Raw genomic sequence first — 17750 nt, 5'->3', positions numbered from 1 at the left:
TTCTATCGAATGAATACATGCATTCCAGAAGTAATTCGCCGGTAAAATTTGCTACAAATTTTGTTCCTAATTTGTGAAAAAAAAGTAATGAGATTCACTATCCGGTGATTTCATTTAATTTTTCTTTCAGATTGTCATTGATGGCCTTCAAAAATTCTTCCGTATATAAATAGTCTTTACCGTGCGAAACCTTGCTACCACTGATACACATGGCCAGGTCTTTGGTCATTTTACCACTTTCAACTGTTTCAATACATACTTTTTCCAGCGCATCAGCGAACTGAATTAATTGTTGATTATTATCAATTTTCCCCCTGAAGGCCAGGCCTCTTGTCCATGCAAATATAGAAGCAATGGGGTTTGTTGAGGTAGGATTTCCCTTCTCATGTTCACGGTAATGCCTTGTAACCGTTCCATGGGCGGCTTCTGCCTCAAGAGTTTTCCCATCTGGAGTTATTAAAACAGAAGTCATCAAACCCAACGATCCAAAGCCTTGCGCCAAAGTATCGCTTTGCACATCGCCGTCATAATTCTTACAAGCCCAGATAAAATTGCCGTGCCATTTCAATGCGCTCGCAACCATGTCATCGATCAGCCGGTGTTCATAAGTTATATTGGCTTCGTCAAACTGTGTTTTAAATTCATTTTCGTAAATCGTTTGAAAAATGTCCTTAAAGCGTCCGTCATATTTTTTTAGAATGGTGTTTTTAGTAGAAAGGTATAAAGGCCATTTTTTATTTAAAGCCATATTGAAACAACTTCTTGCGAAGCCTTCGATGCTTTTATCTACATTATACATGCACATTGCTACGCCATCCCCGTTGAACTCGTGTACCTCGAAAGTTTGTGGTTCGCCATTTTCAGGAGTGAAAGTCATCGTCAATTTCCCCTTTCCTTTAATAACAGTATCCGTTGCGCGATATTGATCACCAAACGCATGACGGCCTATAATAATCGGCGCTGTCCAGTTAGGAACCAGTCGTGGCACATTTTTCATCACAATCGGCTCGCGGAAAACAGTACCGTCCAAAATATTACGAATGGTTCCGTTAGGGCTTTTCCACATATGCTTCAATCCAAATTCTTTTACCCGCGCTTCATCCGGAGTAATGGTTGCGCATTTAATACCCACGCCATATTTTTTAATTGCATTAGCTGCATCAATTGTCACCTGGTCATCCGTTTCTTCGCGGTGTTGAATTCCCAAATCAAAATATTTTATATCCACATCTACATAAGGAAGTATCAATTGTTCTTTAATAAATTTCCAGATTACTCTGGTCATTTCATCACCATCCATTTCTACTACCGGGTTTGCTACTTTAATTTTTGCCATTTTTCTGTTTTATAAATTTTTAGTGAAGTATGTTTTGCAATATTATCAAAATCTTTGTCATTGTGGAGAAGTGGAATATTGTTGTTAATACAAATTACTGCTATTAAACAATCGTTAGGCTTTCTTACCGTGACTCTTTTCGTCTTTAGAAATCTATACAATGATGCTGCATCAATGGCCGTTTCTATTCCATTGAACTGAAAGAAATCAAGCGATAGTAAAAGTCCTTTAACAGAATCAAAGGTTTCTTTTTCTCTTATGCCTTGAAGAATTTCTTGCAAGATTACAGGTAAAATGATAACAGATTTGTCTTCAAGAAGCTTATCGGCAGTATTTGTTTCGTTACTAGTTATTGTATTGAAATAATCAATCCAAACACTGGTGTCAATGATTGTCCCACTTATCATAAGTTCTCATTTCTTCAAGATTTCCTTCCCATTTTATTTTGCCTCTTAGTGAACGGAGCTTTTTTATTTTTTCGGTTCTGATTATCTCTTCCAACGCCCGATTAACCATTTCTTTCTTACTTTTTGACCCGGTTAATTTAATCGCTTCTTCCAAAAGTTTATCATCTATTTCAATATTTGTCCGCATGGTTTAAAATTTTTTATACACAAATATACCCAAATCTATACACATCGGTTGCTTACAAATTCCTAATTACTGCATCTGCAAATTCGCTGGTTTTTAGCAAAGTTCCTCCTTTCATCAGGTTGTAAAAATCAATCGTTACTGTTTTATTTCTGATTGTTTTCCCAACTGCATTCGTAACCATGTCAGCGGCATCTCTCCATCCCAAATATTCAAACATCATCACGCCGCTAAGAATTAATGAAGATGGATTCATGCTGTTCGTGTTGGCAAATCTTGGCGCGGTTCCATGCGTTGCTTCAAATATGGCATGGCCTGTTGAATAATTAATATTAGCCCCGGGCGCAATCCCGATGCCGCCTACCTGAGCAGCCAATGCATCGCTGATATAATCGCCATTAAGATTTAGCGTAGCGATGATGGAATAATCTTGTGGGGCAAGCAATGCCTGTTGCAAAAAATTATCAGCTATCGCATCTTTGATAATCACTTTCCCTCCAACTGTAGCAATGCGCATATCTTCGTTCGCCACTGCTTCTCCTCGTTCTTTTTTGGTGGCTTCCCATTGGTTCCAGGTATAAACTTCATTTTTAAATTCCCGCTGTGCCAGTTCATAACCCCAGTTTTTAAAAGCGCCTTCGGTAAATTTCATGATGTTGCCTTTATGTACCAACGTAACTGAAGGAAGCTTATTTGCGATTGCATATTCAATAGCTGCGCGGATCAATCTTTCAGAGCCTTCTTTGCTCACCACTTTTATGCCGAATGAAGTGCTTTCGGGAAACCTAATTTTTTTTACACCCAAATCATTTTGTAAAAAATCCAACAATTTTTTTGCTTCCGGCGTGCCGGTCATATATTCTATTCCTGCATAAATATCTTCGGTATTTTCCCTGAAAATAACCATGTTTACTTTTTCCGGCTGCCACATCGGTGACGGAACTCCTTCAAAATATTTGATAGGCCTAAGGCAAACGTACAAATCAAGTTCCTGGCGCAGCATCACATTCAGGCTTCGAATTCCTCCTCCCACTGGCGTGGTTAACGGGCCTTTTATTGCCACGAGGTATTCTTTAAGCGCATCCATCGTGGACTTTGGCATCCATTCTCCTGTTTTATTAAAAGCTTCTTCACCCGCCAAAACTTTCATCCAGTTAATTTTCTTTTTTCGATGATAAGCCTTTTCAACCGCCGCATCAAAGACACGTACACTCGCCTGCCAAATGTCAGGGCCAATTCCATCGCCCTCAATAAATGGAATTGTTGGCTGATCCGTAACATTCAATTTGCCTTTTTTATCCATCAGAATTTTATCTGCCATAAATTATAATTTTATCGTAGCGTATTTGTCCAACACAGTAAACCAACAAACTTTGCTGATTTTTATTTCGTTTAACCGCAATTGCTGGCTAACCGGGTAAACTGCAGTTCACCCATTCATTATCAAAACTGACACCAGCATATTTTTTGTAAAAATTAATGGCAGGCTCATTCCATCCAAGCACCTGCCAAACCATTCCGGAAAACTTTTTCTCTTTTACTTCTTTTAATAGCTGGTCAAACAATAATTTGCCAATTCCCTTTCCACGAAAGGGTTCATTTACCAGGATATCTTCCAGGTAAAGCCGCTGTCCTTTCCATGTAGAATAGCGGATATAATATAAAGCAAAGCCAACTACATTTTCATCAACTTCTGCCACAAACGCCCACCAGACAGGATTTTCACCAAAACCGCTTTCAACAAAGTGATCAAAATTGACAGTCACTTCCTCCGGTGCTTTTTCGTAAGCAGCCAGTTCATGAATGAGTTGCATCATTGGACGGCAATCGTCTTTTACCGCTTTTCGAATGTTGATCTCCATTATAACTTTTCCGTAATTTTCAATTATCAATTTTCTTTGTCAATCGGTGGCCGCCTGTTCCAAATCACTCAAAATATCTTCAACATCTTCAATGCCCACGCTCATTCTTATCAGTCCATCAGTGATTCCATATTTTTCACGATCTGCTTTTGGCACGCCATAATGCGTCATTGAAGCGGGATGAGATAAGAGCGAATCACAGCTTCCGAGAGAAACGGCCCTTACACACATTTGTAATTTATTGATGAATTTTTTGCCAGCCTCCAGGCCGCCTTTCATTTCAAAACTCAACATCGGCCCCGGATGCCTCATTTGCTTAAGCGAGGTTTCATGATCGGGATGTGAAGGAAGGCCGAGATAATTTACTTTGCTTATTGCCTTACTTTGCTCAAGAAATTCCGCCACCTTCACCGCATTGGCGCAGTGCCTTTCCATTCTTACTTCCAGCGTTTTCATTCCCTGTGTTAATAAAAAAGCATCGAAGGAATTACTGTTTCCGCCCAGCAGGCGATGTACTTTTTCCAGTTTAGTATTCATCAGCTCAATGTCTCTTCCGATAAGCGCACCGCCAATTGCAGTGCCATGTCCGTTCAAAAATTTAGTAGTGGAATGCACCACAAAATCAACCCCATATTTAAAAGGCTGCTGCAGATAAGGCGTTGCAAATGTATTATCCACAGCCACGATTAGGTTATAATTTTTAGCGAGATGGGTGAGCGCCTGGATATCTACGCATTGAATCGTAGGATTGGCGGGCGTTTCCAAATAAACCAATTTTATTTTCGGATCGTTTTTTATCGCTTTTTCTGCTTTGCCAAGGTCGCGCAGATCAATAATTTCAGATTCGATCTGCAATCCGGGAAGCACGCGGTTCATCAACTCCTGCGTGCCGCCGTATAAAGAATAATGGGAAAGAATTTTGTCGCCGCTTTTTAGATTTCCCAGCATCAGCGTGTTGATGGCCGCCATCCCGCTGGCATGCAGCCGGGCTTTTAATTGTAAAGGTTTGCCGTTTTCAATCAATCCAAAACTTTCCAAAGCGGAAATTTTATCTTCTGCCTCTTTCAGGCTTGGGTTTCCCCACCGGCTGTAAATATAGCCGGGCTCTTCGCCGCTAAACCGGCGCATTCCTTCTTCGGCAGTTCCAAAAACATAAGAGCTGCTTGCATAAATGGGCGTCAGATGTGGATTGTTTCCTTCTGTTTTGTGCCCTGCGTGTATGGCTGTAGAGCCAAATCCTTTCAATTGTTTTTTTTCTGAAGACATTTTAAAATTTATATAACCGAAATTGAGAATGATGCAAAAGTAGTTAAAAGCAGAAGACGCATAGGGATGACCAAATTCTTCATTATCCGGGAACGAAAAAAAGTCAGCAGAAACAATCGGCAAAAAAATGGATGAAATCCCTATCTTCATTTTTCTAAAAAATGAACTACACGAATTATGAAAATGAATATTGCACCTTATATTGACCACACGATTTTAAAACAAACCACCACCCTTGGTGAAGTAGAAAAAGTTTGTAAAGAAGCCGTAGAATATGGATTTGCTGCGGTTTGTGTGCCACCATTGTATGTAAAAAAAGCGAAAGAGTTTTTGGGAGAATCCCGGATAAAAGTCGCCACCGTTATCGGTTTTCCTTTTGGATATTGCGCCATCGAAGCCAAAGTGGCAGAAATTGTTTTAGCCATTGTTGACGGCGCTGATGAACTGGATATGGTGGTAAATATTTCAGCGATAAAAAACGGCGACTGGAATTTTATCGCCAATGAAATCAATACGGTAATGCCCATTGTCAGGAATAAAAATAAAGTGATTAAAGTGATTATCGAAAGTGGTATTTTGACAGAAGAAGACATCATAAAATGCTGTGATATTTATGGCGCGGCTGGAGTAGATTATGTAAAAACTTCAACCGGTTTTGCAGAAAAAGGGGCTTCCATTCATGACGTGCAATTGATAAGAGCGCACCTGGCTGATTCAATAAAAATCAAAGCCAGCGGCGGCATCCGGTCTTATTCATTTGCAAAAGAATTAATCAATGCCGGGGCCAACAGAATCGGTTGCAGCGCCAGTGTGCAGATTGTAAAGGAAGGAATGGAATAAAAAAAGATTGCAACCAAATCACTCCTGATATCATCATTCTAACAAAAATTTCTGTTTCGTGATTTCTGTAAAGCAAAGGATGACATTAGATTTGCGTTTTGATTTATTCAGTGGCATGAAATATTTATTCATTTTATTTTTTATTGGTTTCAGCAATTCTTCTTTTGCCCAATCGAATGATTCGCTTCCGCAAAACAAGGTGGTTGTGTTTAAAGATTACAGGCTGAACATTCTTGCCCGAAAAGAGGCAGAGCTGAATGCGATTAATTATAAAAGGCAACCCCATACCGTAATGGGCTATCGGCTGATGGTGTTGAATACGAATGATAAAGATTATGCTTTTAAAATACGGGCCGAACTTTTAAGAAAATTTCCTGAGCAAAAGCCGTATATGTGGTATTCAAGCCCTTATATCCGCATCAAATTTGGCAATTTTAAAACAAAAGACGAGGCTGAAATTTACAGAAAGCAAATCAGCGATATGCTTGGCGGCGCTACGGTTTATTATATTGAGGAGCCTGTGGAAGTTGGCCCTGACGAAAGATAGATGGGCAGTAAACTAATAAATAAGCCAGATTTTTATTCATATAAAAGCTACTGATAGTTTAAATTATTTGAAAAAAGTTTCTTCAGCGAAACTCTTTTACATTTGTCCGATACTAAGCCTTCTCCCATGTTGAAAGAAAAAATACAGAACCTGGCTAAAACTGACTTTGATGAATTTGTTCAAATCCGGCGCCATCTTCATGCGCATCCTGAACTGAGCTATAAAGAATTTGAGACATCAAAATTTGTGCAGCAGAAATTAAAAGAATTTGGAATTAAACATAGTGTAATAGCAACCACCGGCGTCGTTGGAATTATCGAAGGGAAAAATCCTTCAAAAAAAATTATTGCCCTGCGCGCAGATATGGATGCGTTGCCCATAACAGAAAAAAATGAAATAGAATACCGTTCAAAAAATGAAGGCGTAATGCACGCCTGCGGCCACGATGTGCATACCACCTGCCTTCTTGGAGCGGCAAAGATTTTGAATGAATTAAAAGAAGATTGGGAAGGAACCATCAAACTAATTTTTCAACCGGGTGAAGAAAAAAATCCGGGCGGCGCCAGCCTCATGATCAAAGAAGGCGTTTTGGAAAATCCAAAGCCTGATTCCATTTTGGCGCTGCATGTTCATCCTGGCCTGGAAGCAGGAAACCTGAGTTTCAGGGGCGGCATGGTGATGGCCAGTGCGGATGAAATTTACATCACCGTAAAAGGAAAAGGCGGCCATGCAGCCGCGCCGCATCTTACTGCGGATACCATCCTTGCGGCATCACAATTAGTTGTAAATCTTCAACAGTTAATAAGCCGTTTTAACAACCCGTTCAATCCGTCTGTTCTTTCCATCACTTCTTTCCAGGGAGGAAATACTACCAATGTGATTCCTTCAGAAGTGAATCTGATGGGCACTTTCAGAGCGATGAATGAGGAATGGCGGTTTAAGGCTCATGAAATGATAAAAAATATTGGCAAAGCAACCGCTGAAATTTCAGGCGTGGAAATTGAGGTTAAGATTGATGTGGGATACCCGTTTGTAATTAACAACATGGAACTAACGGAGAATGCTAAACGAAAAGCAATTGAATTTGCAGGCGCTGAAATTGTAGGAGAAACGGAAATGAGGATGGGCGCTGAAGATTTTGCTTTTTATTCTCATCAAATCCCCGCTTGTTTTTTCAGGTTAGGCGTGGCCAATGCAGGAAAAGGCATTACATCCGGCGTACACACTCCTACTTTTAATATTGACGAAAGCGCCATCGAAACCGGCATAGGCATTATGGCGTGGCTTGCCGCAAGCCTGTAATGAATTTGTAACATTAACTATCTTTACTTTAGAATAAAATTTTTCGGCCTAAAGAGAAGCCAAGTTTTAATATTTAATTATGGCGAAAACCATCCGCAAGCAGGAAGCACTCGATTATCATTCCAAGGGAAGGCCGGGAAAGATTGAGGTAATCCCAACCAAAGCCACCAAAACACAAAGAGATTTATCATTAGCTTACTCACCTGGCGTAGCGGTTCCATGTTTGGAAATAGAACAAAGTCCTGAAACGGCTTATCAGTATACTGCGAAAGGAAATTTGGTTGCGGTTATCAGTAACGGCACTGCGGTGTTAGGCCTGGGAAATATCGGGGCGCTGGCAGGCAAGCCGGTTATGGAAGGGAAAGGTGTGTTGTTTAAAATTTTTGCAGATATTGATGTGTTCGATATTGAAATCAATGAAACAGACCCTGAAAAGTTTGTGGAAATTGTTGCTGCACTTGAGCCCACATTTGGAGGAATTAATCTTGAAGATATCAGGGCTCCGGAATGTTTTTATATCGAACAAAAATTAAAAGAACGTTTACACATCCCCGTTATGCATGATGACCAGCATGGAACGGCCATCATTAGCGCTGCTGCATTGTTAAATGCGCTTGAAATTCAGAAAAAGAAGATCAGCAAAGTAAGATTCGTAGTAAACGGTGCCGGTGCTGCCGCTATGGCTTGCGTTGAATTATATGTAGCGCTTGGTGCCAACCCGGATAATTTTATAATGTTTGACAGAACCGGTGTGATTCATTCTTCACGTGATGATTTGAGCGAAATGAAAAAAAAATTTGCTCATACTAAAGATGCCAGCCTCACCCTGGAAAAAGCAATGAAAGATGCCGATGTATTTATCGGCCTTAGCGTAGGAAATGTTCTTTCTGCTGAAATGATTAAAAGCATGGCAAAAAATCCGATTGTATTTGCTATGGCCAATCCCGATCCTGAAATTACCTACGATAAAGCAATAGGCGCCCGCAAGGATGTGATAATGGCAACAGGCAGAAGCGACTATCCTAACCAGGTAAATAATGTGTTAGGATTTCCTTATATCTTTCGGGGCGCGCTGGATGTAAGAGCTACCCGCATCAATGAGGAAATGAAGCTCGCCGCGGTGAAAGCCCTGGCCGAATTAGCCAGGCTGCCGGTACCTGATTTAGTCAACATGGCCTACAATGAAAAAGTAATTCTTTTTGGCCCAAATTATATTATTCCCAAACCGCTGGACAACAGGCTGCTTCAGCAGGTAGCGCCTGCAGTTGCCAAAGCAGCCATGGAGAGCGGCGTGGCGCAACAGCCGATTACAGATTGGGAATTGTATGCGCAACAATTGAATGAACGGCTTGGAATTGACAATCATTTGTTAAGGATGATAGGAGCTAAGGCAAGGAAAAATCCTAAGAAAGTAGTTTTTGCTGATGCTGAAAATCAGAAAGTATTGAAGACTGCTCAATTGGTATTGGATGAAGGAGTGGCATTCCCCATTTTGATTGGAGATGAAGAAAAAATAGAAGCCATCGCCCGGGAAAGTGGAATCGATATTTCTGAAATGCAAATTATTGATCCAAAAAATCACAATACACATGAAAAGCGGATGGAATTCGGAGCCATATTTTTTGCCAAACGCCAGCGCAAAGGATTTAATGCTTATGAAGCAAAAAAAATAATGAAAGACCGCAACTACTTTGGATGCATGATGGTAGAAACAGGCGAAGCTGATGCAATGATATCTGGGCTTTCAAAAAATTATCCTGACACTATCCGCCCCGCATTGCAAATAATTGGAATGGAGGAAGGCTCTAAAAGTGTGGCGGGCATGTACATTCTTATGACCAAAAAAGGCCCTCTGTTTTTGGCGGATACCACGGTTAATTTCAATCCCACAGCAGAGGAGTTGGCCAATATAGCCATAATGGTGGCAAAGGAAGTCAGGAATTTTGGCATAACACCAAATGTTGCTATGCTTAGTTATTCCAATTTTGGAAGCAGCAATTCGCCTGAAGCCAAACTGGTGGCTAAGGCCAGGGACATAGTGAAACAGGTTGAACCTGATTTGGTAATTGATGGCGAAATGCAGGCCAACGTCGCTTTTAATAAAGAAATTTTAAAAGAGAATTATCCGTTTAGTGAGTTGGTAGATAAAGACGTGAATGTTTTGATATTTCCAAATCTTGCTTCCGGGAATGTTACCTATAATATTTTACAGGAAGTGGTGGGATATGAAACCATTGGCCCGGTTTTATTAGGCCTGAACAAGCCGGTACATATTCTTCAGTTGGGCAGCCATGTGCGCAGCATTTATAACATGGTGCTGATTGCAGTAGTGGATGCGCAAATGAAATGCACCAAATTAAAATCAGAAATGGAGGCAGGAAAATTAAACCGGAAATTAAAAAACGGATTTGCCAAATCAAAATAACCTGGAATAAACAATGAAACTGTTTTCTGAAATCGGTACTTATCTTTTAATGTTGAAAGGCATGTTTACACGGCCTGAAAATTTTAAAATGTATTGGAAAGAATTGATGCATCAATCCGTAGAAATCGGAATGGGCTCGCTCTGGATTGTTTCAATCATTTCAATTTTTATGGGCGCGGTGAGTGCGGTGCAAACGGCCTATCAATTAGTAAGCCCCATGATTCAGAAAGAAACCATCGCACAGGTGGTAAGAGATACGGTTATCCTGGAATTTGCGCCCACACTCGTTTGTATCGTTTTGGCTGGAGTGGTAGGAAGCAAGATTGCCGGCGAATTAGGAAACATGCGTGTGAGTGAACAAATTGATGCATTGGAAATAATGGGCATCAACACAAAGTCTTATCTCATCGGACCTAAAATTCTGGCGGCGCTTATCACCATTCCATTTCTGGTAATCCTTGCGATGGTTTTAGGAATTTATGGCGGCAGGCTGGCCAGCACGCTGGGCGGTATTTTGTCAGGAGATACGTATGACCGCGGGCTGCTTCTGGATTTCGTTCCAAAAAATGTTTGGTTTGCGCTGGTGAAGGCCTATTCTTTCGCTTTCATCATCAGCAGCGTCTCTTCTTACTATGGCTATAATGTAAAAGGAGGTTCATTGGAAATCGGCAGAGCAAGTACGGCAGCAGTTATAACAAGTTGCATACTTATATTATTTGCAGATTATATTCTCGCTTTTTTTATTCTTTAATTTCAAAAAAGGAGAATAAAAAATCACATGATTTATTGATTTACTGTTGATACAATTCCTGTTATGATTGAATTAAAAAATATCTATAAATCCTTTGGCGGAAAAGAAATTCTTAAAGATATCAGCGCGGTAATGCAAACCGGCATGACCAACCTGATTATCGGCACCAGTGGAAGCGGAAAAACGGTTTTGCAAAAATGCATGGTAGGTTTATTCGAGGTGGATAAAGGCGAAATTGTTTTTGATGGCAATAATCTCACCAGCATGGCACAGGAAGAACGCAAAGAATTGCGGCAGCAAATAGGAATGCTTTTCCAGGGGTCGGCGTTGTTTGATAGTATGACTGTAGAACAGAATATCAAATTTCCTCTCGACATGTTTACCAAATGGAACCTTCAAAAAAAAATGGAAAGAGTAAATGATGTTCTTGAGAGAGTAGAATTAACGGGCACCAATAAAAAATATCCTGCAGAAATAAGCGGGGGGATGAAAAAGAGAGTAGGCATTGCAAGGGCTATCGTATTGAGGCCAAAATATTTATTTTGCGATGAACCCAATTCAGGCTTGGATCCACAAACCTCAATGGTAATCGATAAGCTTATTCATGAAATTACCAAAGAGTATAATATTACAACTGTTATCAACACCCACGACATGAACAGCGTGATGGAGATTGGCGAAAATATTCTTTATCTCTATCACGGCACAAAGGAATGGGAAGGCTCCAACAAAGACATTATTTTCAATAATAATCAAAAGCTCAATGAATTTATTTTTGCATCCGAATTTCTTCGGGATGCTAAAGACATGCGTATGCTCGAAGAAAAAGGCATTGTAGATAATGACCGCAACATGGACGAAATCATGCGCGACGGAGGCGCTAACTTGTTAATTGGAGATGATAATAAGGAGGACTAAAATTTTCAGCCTTTTGAGCACATACAAAAAATAAAATGGCCAGCCTTGGAAAAGGGAGGCCATTTAAAAAATCCCAGAGTAAAAAATCTTCTAACTGCAACCCATACTGTTGCCGCAATTGAGGCATTTATAGCAGGTGCCGCTTCTTATGGTGATGTGTCCGCAGGTATTGCACGCAGGCGCATCGCTTTGCATGTTTTTAGAGGCTGCGTTCACGGCGTCCAAATCAGTGTTTGTTTTTTTTACATGTTCAGTTCTGTGCGGCTTTTGAGGCTTTGCTGTGTTACCGGTCACCCGGATATCGCTCAATTCAGGGATACGTTCGCCAATAGTTGGTGAATTTTCATCCCATGATTCATTACCCAGGTTTTCAACCTCAGGTTTGTCCAGTACATGCACCAAATCATTTCTTCCCAGATATTCATACGCAAGAGAGCGGAACATGAAATCTATAATAGAAGTTGTCGTTTTAATATTTGGATGCTCAACCATTCCGGAAGGTTCAAATCGTGTGAAGACGAATTTTTCTACAAATTCTTCCAGGGGCACGCCATATTGAAGACCGATAGAAATGGCAATAGCAAAGCAGTTCAACATGCTTCGCATGGTAGCGCCTTCCTTAGCCATGTCGATGAATATTTCTCCTAAGGTGCCATCGCTGTATTCTCCTGTTCTGAGAAAAAGCGCCTGCCCGTTAATCTTTGCTTTTTGCGTAAACCCTCTTCGCTTTGCCGGCAAAGTGCGGCGCTCCACAATCATCGCCAGTTGGCGCTTCAGCGAAGTATCTTCACTATTTTGAACTCTTTTATTTACCTCTTCCAGCAAGTCGTCAATAGTGAGTTGCCCCATATTTACCAATGCAGTTTCATGGTCTGAATTTTCATTTTCGGTTTCTTCAACTTTCTTTTTCTTATCGCTTTTGTTGCTGAGTGGCTGTGATAATTTGGAACCATCACGGTAAAGCGCACACGCTTTTAAGCCAAGCTTCCAGCTTAAGAGATACGCTTCTTTAATTTCATCAATTGTAGCTTCATTTGGAAGATTAATGGTTTTGGAAATTGCGCCGCTTAAGAAAGGTTGCGCCGCAGCCATCATTTTGATGTGGCCACTGTAATGAATATATCTTTCACCAATTGCGCCGCATTTATTAGCGCAATCAAAAACCGGCAAATGTTCTTCTTTTAAATAAGGTGCGCCTTCCACAGTCATGGTGCCACAGATATACACATTGGCTTCGTCAATCTGGTCATCAGAAAATCCTAATGCATTCAATAAACTCCATTCAAAATTGTTATAATCTCCTGCTTTAAATCCTAACCTTTGCAGGCATTCTTCACCAAGGGTAAATACATTAAATACAAAACCAATTTCAAAAGCTGCGCCCAACGAGGATTCGATTTTTTGTAAATCAGAGGAGGTAAATCCTTTTTTTGAAAGCGATTCAAAATTGATATGTGGTGCATTTTTTAAAGTAGCGTGGCCTTTGGCGTAGTTTACAATCTCCTCAATTTCCGTTTCTGAATATTTCAAATTGCGCAATGCCTGGGGCACACTTTGGTTGATAATTTTAAAATAACCGCCACCGCTTAGCTTTTTAAATTTCACCAAAGCAAAATCAGGTTCAACACCAGTCGTATCGCAATCCATCACCAGGCCAATTGTTCCGGTAGGTGCAATTACGGTAGTCTGCGCATTCCGGTAACCAAATTTTTCTCCCAGTTTAACCGCATCATCCCAGGCCTTTGTGGCCGCTTTTAGCAAATAATCAGGACAGTCTTTTGCGTTGATGCCCTGGGGTTTAATTTCAAGGCCTTCATAGGCCTCTGTTGCATCGTAAGCGGCTGCGCGATGATTATGCATCACACGTAGCATGTGTTGTTTGTTTTCTTCATACCTGCTGAAAGCGCCTAATTGTTCGGCAAGCTCAGCAGAAGTTTTATAAGAAATTCCGGTCATGATCGCGGTGATGGCTCCGGCAATGCCGCGCGCTTTGTCGCTGTCGTAAGGAATGCCGCTCACCATTAGCATGCTACCCAAATTGGCAAATCCCAAACCCAACGTTCTGTAATCGTAACTTAATTGCGCCACTTCTTTACTTGGAAATTGCGCCATCAGCACAGAAATTTCCAAAACAGTAGTCCATAAACGAACGGTATATTCAAAGCCGTCAACATCAAAAATATTGTTGTCTTCATTAAAGAATTTGCGAAGATTTACTGAGGCAAGATTGCAGGCTGTGTTATCCAAAAACATGTATTCACTGCAGGGATTGCTCGCTCTTATTTTTCCACCTTCGGGACAAGTGTGCCACTCGTTGATGGTAGTGTCATATTGCGTTCCCGGGTCAGCGCAACGCCAGGCTGCATAATTAATTTCGTCCCATAGTTTTTTGGCTTTGATGGTTTTCATGGTATGGCCATCGCTTCTTGCTTTTAATTGCCAATCGCCGTTTTTTTCCAATGCATGAAAAAATTCGTTTGAAATGCGAACAGAATTATTGCTGTTTTGTCCGCTCACTGTTTTGTAAGCTTCACCTTCGTAGTCGCTGGGATAGCCCGCAGCAATTAAAGCGGCTACCTTATTTTCTTCTTCCAGTTTCCAATTTACAAAGCTTTCAATTTCAGGATGGTCAATATCAAGACAAACCATTTTGGCCGCGCGCCTTGTGGTGCCGCCGCTTTTGATGGCGCCCGCTGCGCGGTCGCCAATTTTTAAAAAGCTCATCAAACCGCTGGAAGTACCGCCGCCGCTGAGCTTTTCTCCTTCTCCGCGAATGCTGCTGAAATTCGTTCCTACGCCGCTTCCATATTTAAAAATCCTTGCTTCACGCACCCACAAATCCATAATGCCACCATCATTTACCAAATCATCTTCCACACTCAGGATAAAGCATGCATGCGGTTGCGGACGTTCATAAGCTGAAGTGGATTTCTTTAATTTTCCATCTTTTGCATCCACGAAATAATGGCCCTGTGGCTTACCAGTGATGCCATATACTTCATGCAAACCTGTATTAAACCATTGAGGCGAATTGGGAACGCACGATTGATTTAAAATGCAAAAAACCAGTTCCTCATAAAAGATTTGCGCATCTTCTTTAGTGGCAAAATAATTATTTCTTTCGCCCCAAACACGCCAGCAATGAGCCATACGATGGGCCACCTGCTTCACGGAAGTTTCTCTTCCTGTGCTACCCTGTCCGACTGCGTCATTCAGGCGGGCATCCGGCTGAGGAACGCCTGCTTTTCTGAAATACTTTTGGGCTAAAATATCGGTCGCAATCTGGCTCCATTGCTTCGGCACTTCCACGTTATCCATTTGAAAAACAACTTCGCCTGTTGTGTTTTTAATCACCGAAGTGCGGTAATCATATTCAAACATTTCAAAAGGAGAAATACCTTCTTTTGTGAAATGGCGGGGAAAACGAAGGCCGGCCTGAGTGTGTTTTTTTCTAGCCATGGTTAAAAAGTATTTTTGTTTATAATTATTTTTTGTTTCGCGGGACAACGAAAATATTTTTTATCAGTGAAAAAACCGGGCTATAATTGTCAACAGGCTGTGGATAAGATATCGGATAAATTTATAAGCCTGACAGGCAGTGATTTCACCTTGAACAAATTAATTTTTACCACAGATTTAATAAACTTTGGCATTATTAATTTTTTATATACATTGAAAATATTTATAAACAATGAAAGTGGTAATTCAAAGAGTGGCCCAATCCTCTGTAACCATTGATGGAAAACAAAAATCGTCCATAAATGTTGGTTTACTGGTGTTGGCAGGCATTGAAGATTCAGACACGGAAGAAGACATAAAATGGCTCAGCAATAAAATAGTCAACCTGCGGATTTTTGATGATGAGAATAAAATTCCCAATCTTTCGGTAAAAGAAATTGGCGGCGAGATTTTATTGGTCAGCCAATTCACCTTACAGGCCTCAACAAAAAAGGGAAACCGGCCTTCTTATCTGAAGGCAAGCAAAGCGGAACTTGCTATCCCGGTTTATGAAAAAATGATTCAGCAACTTGAAAAAGACCTTGGGAAAAAAATAAGTACCGGCGAATTCGGCGCTGATATGAAAGTGGCTTTGGTGAATGATGGTCCGGTTACGATTGTAATCGATTCGAAGAACAGGGAATAATTTATTACACTAATTTTAGCGAATTACAGGAATACTTCTGGTTTTTATTTATATCTTATTAATTCGTGCAACCAAATAAATATGACAATAGAACAAGCGCAAAAAGATATTGACAAATGGATTACCACCACCGGCGTCCGTTATTTCAGCGAGCTTACCAACCTGGGAATTTTGATGGAAGAAGTAGGCGAACTTTCACGGCTGATGGTAAGAAAATATGGGGAGCAATCTTTTAAAGAAAATGAAAAAGACTTACCTATTTCGGACGAACTGGCCGATGTGTTTTGGGTTTTAATTTGCCTTGCCAATCAAACCGGCGTGAATCTGACTGAGGCGCTGGAAAAAAATTTTGAGAAAAAAAATTTACGCGACGCTCAAAGGCATCTCAAGAATTCCAAATTAAAAAACCGGTAGTTTTAGTCATCTTCATTTTACTTTTGATAACAATTTCTTTCTTAATTTTTGACCAAACCATTTGCCGTGTTCAGAAAATTCTTCTTATTCTTTTTTATTTTGATAGTGACAAATTCCGCGTCTGTAGCGCAATATAATGTGCCTCTGTATACCTCATACACCACGGAAGCAGCACGGGCGAGGATGAAAGAAGGCCTTATCAATTACAGTATTTCCACTAATCTTGGTTTGCCGCTAACCGATTCAACGGAAGAAAACTGGAAAGAAGCTTTTGCCGCCATGGAGGTTTTGCAATATGGCACGCCATTCACTGAAACCAAATTAGCATCGGCATTTGACAGCATTGAAATAAGGAGCGTTTCTTTTCAACGCGCACTAATGGAAGTAGTTTATAGTAATTACCCGGCAACATTTACAGACGAAGCAATATCGCTGCTTAATAAAACCCCCGACCCTAAAATATTTGCAATGTGCGCAGAGTATCTGGTTAGGCAAAATAGTAGCGAAAACGAAAGAGAAAACGTTTCTAACATACTGCTAAAAAAATTTACCGACACAGCCTATAAAAATCCGATACTTTATATGCTGATGACACGCCTTTCCCCCGACAAAGTAAAGCCTGTGGCCATGGATAAAGTGCTGCCTGAAATTTTCAGTAAAGATTTTCTTGCCAACCAGGTGGTGATGTACAGCTTACAAAGAAAAAACCGTGATTATCCCGGTTTGGTAATTATAAGAAAGCCGGATGGAACATTTGTAAAAGATTCGTTGGGAAATATTTTTTCTATTCCGCAATTGGCCCGCAGCATCAGCAACCTGCCAGGATACCTTACCAATGGAAATACGCCGCAGGGAATTTTCAGGATGTATGGCTTTAAGGTTTCCACCGGAAATTTTATTGGGCCAACAGCCAATGTTCAAATGGGAATGCCGGTTGAATTGAGCCTTCAAAAATATTTTGATAACGATTATATTATAGATACCAATTGGTCTATTGATTATTATCGCCGGCTGATACCCAAAAACTTAACCGATTTTCTGCCTTTGTATGAGATTTACTATGCGGGCCTTGCAGGTCGCACAGAAATTATTGCGCATGGAACTACCATTGATCCAAACTATTATGCCGGTAAGCCGTATTATCCTTTAACTCCGACAGAAGGCTGCTTGTGTACCAAAGAAATCTGGAATGGAAAACGAATTGAAAGCGACCAGGAAAAATTAGTAAATGGCCTGCTACAGGCCGGTGGAGCAAATGGTTATTGCGTGGTGATAGAGATTGACGATAAAAATGAGCCTGTAACGCTGAAAGATTTGATGCCTTACCTTTCGGTTAAGAATTAATTCAATCATT

The 17750-nt window shown here is 40.6% G+C and carries 16 protein-coding genes; 9 read left to right on the top strand and 7 right to left on the bottom strand.

Annotated elements, in window-relative coordinates; all coding sequences use genetic code 11:
* Window positions 1-97: 97 nt before the first annotated feature.
* From EFY79_RS15195 to EFY79_RS15170, 6 genes are all read right to left on the bottom strand, one after another.
* Window positions 98-1336 carry an NADP-dependent isocitrate dehydrogenase gene (locus tag EFY79_RS15195; RefSeq protein ID WP_123121577.1) on the bottom strand — a complete coding sequence of 413 codons (1239 nt, stop codon included), beginning with the start codon at window positions 1334-1336 and terminating at the stop codon, window positions 98-100.
* Complete coding sequence (gene vapC, locus EFY79_RS15190; RefSeq protein ID WP_123121576.1) at window positions 1318-1743, bottom strand: type II toxin-antitoxin system VapC family toxin; 426 nt, start codon at window positions 1741-1743, stop codon at window positions 1318-1320. Before vapC ends, EFY79_RS15195 begins: the two co-directional genes overlap by 19 nt.
* Window positions 1721-1930, bottom strand: a complete 210-nt coding sequence (locus EFY79_RS15185; protein ID WP_123121575.1) for a type II toxin-antitoxin system VapB family antitoxin — start codon at window positions 1928-1930, stop codon at window positions 1721-1723. The genes vapC and EFY79_RS15185 overlap by 23 nt, the downstream gene beginning before the upstream one ends.
* Before the next feature lie 52 nt (window positions 1931-1982).
* A complete protein-coding gene (icd, locus tag EFY79_RS15180; RefSeq protein WP_123121574.1) occupies window positions 1983-3248 on the bottom strand; it encodes an NADP-dependent isocitrate dehydrogenase in 1266 nt (421 codons plus the stop codon).
* An 88-nt stretch (window positions 3249-3336) separates the two neighbouring features.
* On the bottom strand, window positions 3337-3789 hold the full coding sequence (locus tag EFY79_RS15175) for a GNAT family N-acetyltransferase (protein WP_199727553.1): 453 nt from the start codon (window positions 3787-3789) through the stop codon (window positions 3337-3339).
* A gap of 39 nt (window positions 3790-3828) precedes the next feature.
* Window positions 3829-5205 (bottom strand): trans-sulfuration enzyme family protein, encoded by a 1377-nt coding sequence (locus tag EFY79_RS15170; RefSeq protein WP_233578030.1) that lies wholly within the window; start codon window positions 5203-5205, stop codon window positions 3829-3831.
* A 27-nt stretch (window positions 5206-5232) separates the two neighbouring features.
* On the opposite strand from EFY79_RS15170, the gene deoC reads away from it, so the two are divergent.
* From deoC to EFY79_RS15140, 6 genes are all read left to right on the top strand, one after another.
* Window positions 5233-5895, top strand: a complete 663-nt coding sequence (gene deoC / locus EFY79_RS15165) for a deoxyribose-phosphate aldolase (RefSeq protein ID WP_233578029.1) — start codon at window positions 5233-5235, stop codon at window positions 5893-5895.
* A gap of 115 nt (window positions 5896-6010) precedes the next feature.
* The gene (locus EFY79_RS15160) at window positions 6011-6442 is read left to right on the top strand and encodes a hypothetical protein (protein WP_158605225.1); all 432 of its coding nucleotides are present in this window, start codon (window positions 6011-6013) and stop codon (window positions 6440-6442) included.
* A 102-nt stretch (window positions 6443-6544) separates the two neighbouring features.
* Window positions 6545-7744 carry a M20 metallopeptidase family protein gene (locus EFY79_RS15155; RefSeq protein ID WP_317128042.1) on the top strand — a complete coding sequence of 400 codons (1200 nt, stop codon included), beginning with the start codon at window positions 6545-6547 and terminating at the stop codon, window positions 7742-7744.
* Between the two features lie 79 nt (window positions 7745-7823).
* Window positions 7824-10169 carry an NADP-dependent malic enzyme gene (locus EFY79_RS15150; RefSeq protein ID WP_123121571.1) on the top strand — a complete coding sequence of 782 codons (2346 nt, stop codon included), beginning with the start codon at window positions 7824-7826 and terminating at the stop codon, window positions 10167-10169.
* A gap of 13 nt (window positions 10170-10182) precedes the next feature.
* Complete coding sequence (locus EFY79_RS15145) at window positions 10183-10920, top strand: MlaE family ABC transporter permease (RefSeq protein WP_123121570.1); 738 nt, start codon at window positions 10183-10185, stop codon at window positions 10918-10920.
* A 63-nt stretch (window positions 10921-10983) separates the two neighbouring features.
* Window positions 10984-11838, top strand: a complete 855-nt coding sequence (locus EFY79_RS15140) for an ABC transporter ATP-binding protein (RefSeq protein ID WP_123121569.1) — start codon at window positions 10984-10986, stop codon at window positions 11836-11838.
* A gap of 90 nt (window positions 11839-11928) precedes the next feature.
* Here the strand turns inward: EFY79_RS15140 and EFY79_RS15135 are convergent, their stop codons facing one another.
* Window positions 11929-15345 (bottom strand): vitamin B12-dependent ribonucleotide reductase, encoded by a 3417-nt coding sequence (locus EFY79_RS15135; protein ID WP_262684572.1) that lies wholly within the window; start codon window positions 15343-15345, stop codon window positions 11929-11931.
* A 184-nt stretch (window positions 15346-15529) separates the two neighbouring features.
* Here EFY79_RS15135 and dtd point away from each other — a divergent pair, with 184 nt between their 5' ends.
* The 3 genes from dtd (at window position 15530) to EFY79_RS15120 (ending at window position 17740) form a co-directional block, all read left to right on the top strand.
* Complete coding sequence (gene dtd, locus EFY79_RS15130) at window positions 15530-15982, top strand: D-aminoacyl-tRNA deacylase (RefSeq protein ID WP_123121568.1); 453 nt, start codon at window positions 15530-15532, stop codon at window positions 15980-15982.
* 81 nt (window positions 15983-16063) lie between these two features.
* Window positions 16064-16396, top strand: coding sequence for a nucleotide pyrophosphohydrolase (locus EFY79_RS15125; RefSeq protein ID WP_123121567.1), 333 nt, complete (start codon window positions 16064-16066; stop codon window positions 16394-16396).
* Window positions 16397-16495: 99 nt separating this feature from the next.
* Window positions 16496-17740 (top strand): hypothetical protein, encoded by a 1245-nt coding sequence (locus EFY79_RS15120; RefSeq protein WP_158605224.1) that lies wholly within the window; start codon window positions 16496-16498, stop codon window positions 17738-17740.
* The last annotated feature ends 10 nt before the right edge of the window (window positions 17741-17750 follow it).

This window comes from Hanamia caeni (assembly GCF_003721595.1).
Lineage (GTDB): Bacteria > Bacteroidota > Bacteroidia > Chitinophagales > Chitinophagaceae > Ginsengibacter > Ginsengibacter caeni.
The sequence above is the reverse complement of the archived record's forward strand: the minus strand, read 5'-3'. Positions and strand labels throughout refer to the sequence as shown.